8 protein-coding genes are annotated in these 7,564 nt (G+C 63.6%); 7 read left to right on the top strand and 1 reads right to left on the bottom strand.

Going from position 1 to position 7,564, the window contains the following annotated elements:
- The 4 genes from EN943_RS32370 to EN943_RS32385 form a co-directional block, all read left to right on the top strand.
- Window positions 1-322: SDR family oxidoreductase (locus EN943_RS32370; protein WP_127416060.1), on the top strand; the 322-nt coding region annotated here is incomplete at its 5' end.
- Between the two features lie 10 nt (window positions 323-332).
- Window positions 333-1,280, top strand: a complete 948-nt coding sequence (locus EN943_RS32375) for a 3-hydroxyacyl-CoA dehydrogenase (protein ID WP_127416061.1) — start codon at window positions 333-335, stop codon at window positions 1,278-1,280.
- Window positions 1,277-2,239, top strand: a complete 963-nt coding sequence (locus tag EN943_RS32380) for a 3-keto-5-aminohexanoate cleavage protein (protein ID WP_127296521.1) — start codon at window positions 1,277-1,279, stop codon at window positions 2,237-2,239. The genes EN943_RS32375 and EN943_RS32380 overlap by 4 nt, the downstream gene beginning before the upstream one ends.
- 47 nt (window positions 2,240-2,286) lie before the next feature.
- A complete protein-coding gene (locus EN943_RS32385; protein WP_127416062.1) occupies window positions 2,287-3,165 on the top strand; it encodes an SMP-30/gluconolactonase/LRE family protein in 879 nt (292 codons plus the stop codon).
- Between the two features lie 130 nt (window positions 3,166-3,295).
- On the opposite strand, the gene EN943_RS32390 is transcribed toward EN943_RS32385, so the two are convergent.
- Window positions 3,296-4,057, bottom strand: coding sequence for a GntR family transcriptional regulator (locus EN943_RS32390; protein ID WP_127416063.1), 762 nt, complete (start codon window positions 4,055-4,057; stop codon window positions 3,296-3,298).
- A 149-nt stretch (window positions 4,058-4,206) separates the two neighbouring features.
- Between EN943_RS32390 and EN943_RS32395 the strand changes: the two genes are divergently transcribed.
- The 3 genes from EN943_RS32395 to EN943_RS32405 form a co-directional block, all read left to right on the top strand.
- Entirely contained in the window at window positions 4,207-5,454 is a 1,248-nt protein-coding gene (locus EN943_RS32395) for an enolase C-terminal domain-like protein (protein WP_127416064.1), read from the top strand.
- Window positions 5,455-5,515: 61 nt separating this feature from the next.
- Window positions 5,516-6,592, top strand: a complete 1,077-nt coding sequence (locus EN943_RS32400) for an ABC transporter substrate-binding protein (protein ID WP_127416065.1) — start codon at window positions 5,516-5,518, stop codon at window positions 6,590-6,592.
- 13 nt (window positions 6,593-6,605) lie between these two features.
- On the top strand, window positions 6,606-7,564 hold a 959-nt coding region (locus tag EN943_RS32405; RefSeq protein WP_164778487.1), incomplete at its 3' end, for an ATP-binding cassette domain-containing protein.

A 7,564-nucleotide genomic window follows, 5' to 3' on the forward strand; every position in this document is an offset into this window, starting at 1 on the left:
GCCCTATTCGGCGGCCAAGTTCGGTGTCATCGGTTTCACGCAAAGCCTCGCCAAGGAGCTCGGGCCGCACGCCATCAGGGTCAACGCCATCCTGCCCGGCATCATCGAGGGACCTCGCATCGAAGGTGTTATCTCGGCGCGCGCCAAGCAGGTCGGTATCAGCCACGAGGAGATGACCGGACGCTATCTGCAGAATATCTCGCTGCGCCGCATGACCAGCCCCTATGATGTGGCGTCGATGGTCGCCTTCCTGCTCTCCGATGCGGGGATCAACATTTCCGGCCAGTCGCTCGGCGTCGACGGCAACGTCGAAACACTTTGAGGAACAAGCCATGGCCAATGTCGCGATCGTCGGAAGCGGGTTTATCGGGCGGGCCTGGGCGATCAGCTTCGCCCGCGCCGGCCATGATGTGCGGATGTGGGACCAGTCGCCCACTGCCACAGGTGGCGCCCGCGACTACATTGCCGGCGTGCTCGGCGATCTCGCCGCGAACGATCTTCTGCGGGGACAGCAAGCCGGTGACGTGCTTGACCGTATCTCCGTTGTCGCCGAGCTTGAGGAGGCGTTGGCGGGTGCCGTGCATATCCAGGAGAACACGCCCGAGAATCTCGGGGTGAAGCGCAAGGTGTTCTCGCTGATCGACAGCCTTGCCGATCGGCAAACAGTCATTGCCAGTTCCACCTCGGCGCTGTTGCCGTCGAAATTCACCGACCATCTGCAAGGGCGGCAGCGCTGCCTGGTCGTGCATCCGATCAATCCGCCCTATCTCATTCCGGCGGCTGAGGTCGTGCCGGCGCCGTGGACGTCCGCCGAGACGGTCGAGAGAACCCGCGCCTTCCTCATCGACGCCGGTCATGCGCCGCTGGTGATGAAGCGCGAACTCGACGGCTTCATCATGAACCGCCTGCAAGGCGCGTTGCTTGAGGAAGCCTTCCGGCTTGTCGCCGACGGCTATGCCAGCGTCGAGGATGTCGACATCGGCATCCGCGACGGGCTGGCGTTGCGCTGGTCGTTCATGGGTCCGTTCGAGACCATCGATCTCAACGCACCCGGCGGCGTGCGCGACTATGTCGAGCGCTATCAGGGCATCTATTCCAACATCTTTCCCCAGACGCAGCGGCGCGTCGACTGGGCCGGCGAGGTCATCGACACGGTCGAGGCTGATCGCCGCAAACGACTGCCACAGCAAAGCCTAGGCGACCGGCAGGTGTGGCGTGACCGCCGGCTGATGGCACTGGCGGCGCACAAGAAAAAATCGGACCAGGAGTACGGACAATGATCGAAACGAGCCGCAAGCCAGGTGCTGCGCAGACCAGGGGCAAAGTCATCATCACCTGCGCGGTGACGGGCGCCATCCACACGCCGACCATGTCGCCCTATCTGCCGATCACGCCTGACCAGATCGCTTCCGAGGCGATCGCGGCGGCCGAAGCCGGTGCTGCGATCCTGCATCTGCATGCCCGCGACCCGGAAACCGGCAAGCCCGACCAGACGCCGGAGGCCTTCGCTCGCTTCCTGCCGCGCGTCAAGCAAGGCACCAACGCCGCCATCAACATCACCACCGGCGGCAGCCCCTACATGAAGGTCGAGGAGCGTGTGCGCCCGGCCGCCCAGTTCAAGCCGGAAGTCGCCTCGCTCAACATGGGCTCGATCAATTTCGGGCTCTATCACCTGGCCGACAAATACGAGACCTTCAAGTTCGATTGGGAAAAGCCGCATCTGGAAGCGACGCGCGATCTCGTCTTCCGCAACTCGTTCAAGGACATCGAGTACATCCTGGCGACCTGCTACGACAACGGCACGCGCTTCGAGTTCGAGTGCTACGACATCGCCCATCTCTACAACCTTTCCCACTTCGCCGACCGCGGGCTGGTGAAGCCGCCTTTCTTCGTGCAGTCGGTGTTCGGGCTGCTGGGCGGCATCGGCACCCATCCCGAAGACGTCGCCCACATGAAGCGCACTGCCGACCGGCTGTTCGGCGACCAGTTCCGCTGGTCGGTGCTGGGCGCCGGCGCCAGCCAGCTTCGCATAGCCGCGCAATCGGCGGCGCTTGGCGGCAACATCCGCGTCGGGCTGGAGGACAGTCTGTGGGCAGGTAAGGGCAAGCTTGCCAAATCGAACGCCGAGCAGGTCTTGCTGGCCCGCAAGATCATCGAAGGGCTCGGCATGGAGGTCGCGACGCCCGACGAGGCACGCGAGATACTGTCATTGAAAGGCGGCGACAAGGTCGCTTTCTGAGGCGGCCCGAGCAATCGCCGCGAGACGCAAAAACGGAGGAGGACGGCATGAAGATCGAAGTCGTGGTGGACGTGAAGACCACACTGGGCGAGGGGCCGCTGTGGGACGTCGAACAGGAACGACTCTACTGGATCGACAGCTTCGACGGGCGCGTGTTTCGGGCGACCGCCGACGGACGCGAGATCCGGTCATGGGATGTGCCGATGAAGATCGGCTCGATGGCGCTGCGCAAGGACGGCAGCGGCGCCGTGGTGTCGCTGCAGCGCGGTTTCCATCTGCTCGATTTCGCCTCCGGCGATGTGACGCTGATCCACGATCCCGAGCCGGACAAGCCGATGAACCGGCTCAACGACGGCAAGGTCGACCGGCGCGGCCGCTTCTTCGCCGGCTCCATGGATACGATGGAAGAGGGGCCGTCCGGCGGGCTCTACCGGCTCGATCCGGACTTCTCCGTCACCCGGATCGATTCCGGCATCATCTGTTCCAACGGTCCATGCTGGAGCCCCGACGACCGCACCTTCTATTTCGCCGACACCTGGACCGGCGAGATCTGGGCCTACGACTACGACATCGCCACTGGTGCCGCCACCAACCGGCGCACCTTCGTGCGCGTCGACACCAGCCGGGGCGGTGCGGCGGACGGCTCGACCGTCGATGCCGAGGGCTATCTGTGGAATGCGCTGGTCTATGACGGCCGACTGGTCCGCTATGCGCCCGATGGCAGCATCGATCGCATCATCGACATGCCGGTCAAGAAGATCACCAGCGTCATGTTCGGCGGACCGAAGCTCGATACCCTCTACGTCACCTCGATGGCCAAGCCGCCGCTGCCCCGTTTTCCCGGCGACGGCGTTTTGCGCGGCAGCCTGTTCGCCATCACGGGCCTTGGCATCAAAGGCGTTGCGGAACCGCGCTTCGGCAGCTGACGCCAGGCAAGCGAAGCGCCCGTAGCATACGCGGATCAGGCCTTGGCACGCAGGAATCCCTCATTAAAAATGTAACAGCACGTTCGTGGCGTCTGCTCTTCACCCAATGGCACAATGAGCGGTCAACGGATCATTGGCCAAAGAGGTCCGGGCGGGCCACGTTGAGCCGTTGAACCGTGCGAAGCACTTCGCGCAAATGCGCCGCCATACGCGCGCCTGCCTGCTTTGCCTCGCCGGTCTCCACGGCCTCGAAGATCGCCACATGCTGAGCGAGCAGCGTTTCAAGGTGGCCGGGCTCCGGCAGGCTCAGATAGCGCACACGGTCCATCTGCAGCTTGACCACCTGGATCACCCGCCAGCTCTTGGGCAGGCCGGCCTCTTCGCAAAGGCTGCGATGGAAGCCCTCGTCGAGCTCGAGAAAAAGCTCGCGGTCGCCCTCGGCCACTGCCTTGGCCTGCTGGGCAAGGTTCACCCTGCCTGCCGCGGTGAAGGCGCTCGAACCGTGGCCGGCCAGCTTCTGCACGACGGAGACTTCGAGTGCCTCGCGAATGAACTGCGCTTCCTCGACGTCACTTAGGCGGATCGGCGCGACGAAGCTGCCACGTTGCGGCAGGATGTCGATCAGCCCTTCATCGGCAAGCCGGATCAGCGCCTCGCGCACCGGTGTACGGCTGACACCGAGCTGCTGGGCAAGGTCCTGTTCGCTGAGCGCTTCCGACGGCAACATCGCCAGCGTCGTGATGGCGCGGCGCAGGCGCTCGTAGATCTGCGGCGAGATCGGCATGCGATTGTTGACCGGCTCCAGTACCCGCGAGGGTTCGCGCTGACCGGCGTTCTTCAGCCTGGCAGCATTGCCTGAAAACCTGGTCGCCCCCGAAAGCTTGGTCCCCATGACGAATCCGTTGCTGTGAATGGCACTGCACTGCTCCGGTCATGACACTGCGCAGGCTGCAACTCAAGCGCCAAGCAGGATCGAAGCTGTATTGACATACTACCATGGTAGTGTGTATGACGCCAGCAGGCTAGGGGAGAGGAGCCGGTATGAAGATCACGGACATCAAGGCGACCACCGTCACCGTTCCGCTGGAAGCAGCCTTGCGGCACAGCAACGGTACGCATTGGGGACGCTTTGTCCGCACCGTGGTCGAGGTCGAGACCGATGAGGGCATTGTTGGGCTCGGCGAGATGGGCGGCGGTGGTGCCGGAGCGGAACTCGCCTTCGCCGGCCTGAAATCCTACCTGGTCGGCCATGACCCTTTCGATCTCAACCGCATGCGCTACGCCATCTGCAATCCGACGGCTTCGCTCTACAACAACCGCACGCAGCTCCACGCAGCGCTGGAATTCGCCTGTCTCGACATCATCGGCAAGAAGCTCGGGGTGCCGGTCTACCAATTGCTTGGCGGGCGCGTGCGCGACCGGATCGGCTTCGCCTCCTATCTGTTCTTCCGCTATGCCGACCGCCGCAGCGGCAAGGGCGAGGTCCGCACCATCGATCAATTGCTCGAGCATGCCCGCGCGCTCAAGGCCGAACATGGTTTTCATGCCCACAAGCTCAAGGCCGGCGTGTTTCACCCCGACTATGAGCTGGAGTGTTTCAGGGCGCTCGCCGCCGAATTTCCTGCCGATACGCTGCGCTATGATCCGAACGCCGCCCTGTCGGTCGAAGAGGCGCTGCGTTTCGGCCAAGCCATTTCCGATCTCAGGAACGACTATTTCGAGGACCCGACCTGGGGCCTGGCCGGCATGCGCCGCTTGCGCGAGAAGCTCTCCATCCCGCTGGCCACCAACACCATCGTCATCGATTTCGAACAGCTCGCCACCAATGTACGCGACCCTGCGGTCGACGTGATCCTGCTCGACACCACCTTCTGGGGCGGCATCCGCGCCTGCGTGCGCGCGGCGCAGATATGCGACACGTTCGGCCTCGGTATAGCGGTGCATTCCTCTGGCGAACTCGGCATCCAGCTCGCCACCATGCTGCATCTTGGCGCTGTGCTGCCCAACCTCGTCTTCACCGCCGACGCGCATTACCACCACCTTGCCGACGACATCATCATCGGCGGCAAGATGCGCTACGAGAATGGTGCGATCGCGGTGCCGGAGGCACCGGGCCTCGGTGTCGAGCTCGATCGCGACAAACTCGCAACCTATGCCGAGCTCTATCGCTCGCTGGGCGGCTATGCCTACGACCGCGATCCCGGCCGTCCGGCCTGGTATCCGCTGCTGCCCAATACGAATTTCGCCGACCATTTGAACGATGCCGTGCCTGATCTCGGGCTGGGCTGACATTTTCGTTCGAAAGGATCGGCGGGAGGACGCTATGACTTTCAACCGGAGGAGAACAACAATGAGCAGGACCACAGCCTTATTCGTTGCAGCCATGCTCGGCTGCACCAGCTTTGCAACGCTGGACGCTCGCGCCAATGAGGGCGTCGCCAAGGGCGACACTTCGGCCAAGAAGATCGCCTTCAGCAATTCCTACGCCGGCAATTCCTTCCGCCAGGTGATGATAAAGAGCTTTCAGGAAATGGGCGCCAAGGCCGTGGCTGACAAGCAGGTCGCAGCAACAGCCGTCGTCAGCTCGAACAATTCGGTGACCGAACAGGCGAGCCAGATCGAGAACCTGATCCTGCAGGGCTACGACGCGATCATCGTCCTTGCCGGCTCCGACACCGCACTCAACGGCGCCATCAAGGATGCCTGCAATGCCGGTATCACGGTCGTTGCCTTCGCCAGCGGCGTCACCGAGCCTTGCGCCTATGTCGTCGACTACAACCTTGATTCCTATGCCAAGGCAGAACTGGATTTCATCTCCAGCAAGCTCGGCGACAAACCGGCCAACATCCTCGAAATCCGCGGTATGGCCGGCGACGGTTTCGACAAGCGCCTGCACGAGGGCGTCGAGAAGGCGATGAAGGCGCACGCCAGCTACAAGGCTGTCGGCGAGGTCTATGGCCAGTGGACGGCGACCGTGGCACAAAAGGAAGTGTCGGGCATCCTGCCGTCGCTGCCTCAGGTCGATGCGGTGCTGACGCAGGGCGGCGACGGCTATGGCGCGGCGCAGGCATTCAAGGCCGCCAACAGGCCGCTGCCGATCATCATCATGGGCAACCGCCAGGACGAATTGGCGCTGTGGAAGCAGGAGCATGACGCCAGCGGCTACGAAACCTTCTCGCTGGGTGCCACGCCCAGCGTCTCGCAGGTCGCGTTCTGGGTTGCGCAGCAGATCCTGGCCGGCAAGCAGGTGCCGAAATTCGTCGAGGTGCCGCTCTTGCAGATCAACCAGCCTGACCTTGACGCCTGGCTGAAGACGGTTCCCGCAGGCGGCGTCGTCAATGCCGAATATCCGCAGGAGCTGGTGGCCAAGATCATCGACGCCAACGTCAAGAAAGAGCCTCTGCCGGGCGTTCCCGCGCCGAAATGAGCAGCATTGCCGAATGATGAACGATCCTACGTCGCCCAAAAAGGACGCAGCAGAGACGGTCAATGCCGACGGCCTCTTCATCGAGGTGCGCGATGTCCGCAAACACTATGATGCCGTGCATGCCCTGGGCGGCGTGGATTTTCATCTCAAACCCGGCGAGGTCGTTGGCCTGGTCGGCCACAATGGCGCCGGCAAGTCGACGCTGATGAACGTGTTGGCCGGCACGGTCGAGCGCAGCGGTGGCAGCTTTCGCCTCGGCGGGCGTGAGATCGGTGCCTGGAGTGCGGCCAGCGCCCAGCAGGCCGGGCTGCGCTGCATCTTCCAGGAACTGTCGCTCTGCGCCAATTTGACGTCGGCGGAAAACACCCGCATCGTGCACAGGTCCTTGCGTGGGTTGGGCTGGCGGCGGCGCGCGCGCCAGGTGATCGGTCCGGTGCTGGACGAGATATTCCCTGGCCACGGCATTGATCTCGACAGGAAGGTCGCCGACCTGCCGATCGGCGAGCGACAGATGGTCGAGATCGCCCGCGCCTTCACGCAGACCAGCATCAAATTGCGCGCCGTCATTCTCGATGAGCCAACCTCGGCGCTCGGCCATCAGGCGACGGAACAACTGCTCACCCACATTCGTCGTGCCGCCGGACGTGGTATCGCCTGCATCCTGATCACCCATCGACTGAACGAGATCCTCGCCGTCTGCGACCGCACCGTCGTCATGGTCGACGGCAAGGTCGTCGCCGAGCAGGCGACCGCCGGCCTGTCACGCGCCGCGCTGGTCGAGCTGATGGGCAGCATCGAACGGCCACGCGATCGCTCCGTCGGCAAGGCGGCTTCGGTGCAGGCTCCAGTGATCCGGCATGCGGGTCGCGACGCCGCTGATCTCACCATCGACGTCGGCAAGGGTGAGATCATCGGTTTCGCCGGGCTTGACGGCCACGGCCAGCGCGAGCGGCTGCGCGCGATGTTTTATGC

The organism is Mesorhizobium sp. M7A.F.Ca.US.006.01.1.1 (assembly GCF_003997935.1).
Lineage (GTDB): Bacteria > Pseudomonadota > Alphaproteobacteria > Rhizobiales > Rhizobiaceae > Mesorhizobium.